We start from the raw sequence: 746 nt of genomic DNA on the forward strand, positions 1-746 counted from the left end.
ATCGTAAGCAAGCAGCAATTGAATAGGTCTCGATAACTCTAAGCTTAATGCTTAAATTGTTCTGAGCCGTTACACGACAGGTCATCGCCACTATCGGTTATGACCTGTTTTTATGTCCGTTTTTAGAGCGTGTTAGACATTTACGTATACACAACTTATTTTTTTATGCTCTACTTCCCTGCCAGCATCTTCTGCAACTTTGCCAATATCACACCATATAATGGTAAGAAAATAAATACACCCATTACGATCTTAAATAAGTAGTCCATCGCGCCAATCTCAACCCAGTGCGACGCCATAAAAGGGTCAGGACTTTTATAAAAGGCAATGGCAAAAAAGCACAAGCTATCGACCAGATTACCAATAAACGTCGATGCTAAGGGCGCAATCCACCAGACGCTAAGACGGCGTAATCTATTAAATACCTGAATATCTAACAGCTGTCCGACGACATAAGCGCTAAAGCTTGCAAGAACAATGCGAAAAACAAACAGATTAAAATCCAGCAGGTGTTCATGACCAATAAACTGACCATTTGAAAATACTACTGAAAAATAATAAGAGATCAATAGCGCAGGCAGCATAGCAAAGAAGATAATGCGTCTAGCGAGATTTTGACCAAAGATACGCACGGTCAAATCAGTAACCAAAAATATAAAAGGAAAGGTAACAGCGCCCCAGGTGGTGATAAAGCCAAACAGCTCAACAGGTAATTGCACCAAGTAGTTACTACTTGCGATGATAAA

1 protein-coding gene is annotated in these 746 nt (G+C 39.9%); it reads right to left on the reverse strand.

Annotation, left to right across the window (positions count from 1 at the left end):
• Positions 1–170 precede the first annotated feature (170 nt).
• Positions 171–746: 7-cyano-7-deazaguanine/7-aminomethyl-7-deazaguanine transporter (locus ACS8FD_RS19945; protein ID WP_439277146.1), on the reverse strand; the 576-nt coding region annotated here is incomplete at its 5' end.

Source organism: Psychrobacter sp. 1U2 (genome assembly GCF_051847575.1).